Raw genomic sequence first — 543 nt, 5'->3', positions numbered from 1 at the left:
ACCCGGGAGGGTGTGGGAGAGTAGGTCACCGCCGGAACAACTATTACTGGTCGAGGCCCCGAACCACACGGTTCGGGGCCTCCCACATTTAAACCAGGACAAGCCGACACCACAGACGACTCGGCGACCAGGCGAACCGCACGCCGGCGCAACGATCGTCGTGCAGGCAGCGGCAACGGCAGGCTGTTCCCGTGTGAAGATGGCCACGATACCGCTGCCCAGGGCCCCCGCTGTCCCTGCTGATTTTGTGGCTCCACTAGAATTGATGAAGATGTACGGACTTCGAAGCGCTTGATGTCGGGTTGCGTAGGAAACGAAACGAGCGGCTGCAGTTGCGCCAGTGGTCGGCTCACAACAGGAGGAATCCATATGGCCGAGCACAACGGTGGCAACCGCGGCAACGACCGGGGCGCGTTCCGCGGCAACAACAACTCCGGCGGCGACCCCCGCGGATTCCGGTCCCGGTCCGACCGCGACGGCAACAACTTCTCCCGCGGCGGTTCTTCTGCCGGTGGTGGCGAGCGTAAGCCTTATGGTGATCGT

This window comes from Pseudarthrobacter sp. NPDC058119 (genome assembly GCF_042884655.1).
Lineage (GTDB): Bacteria > Actinomycetota > Actinomycetes > Actinomycetales > Micrococcaceae > Arthrobacter.
The sequence above is the reverse complement of the archived record's forward strand: the minus strand, read 5'-3'. Positions refer to the sequence as shown.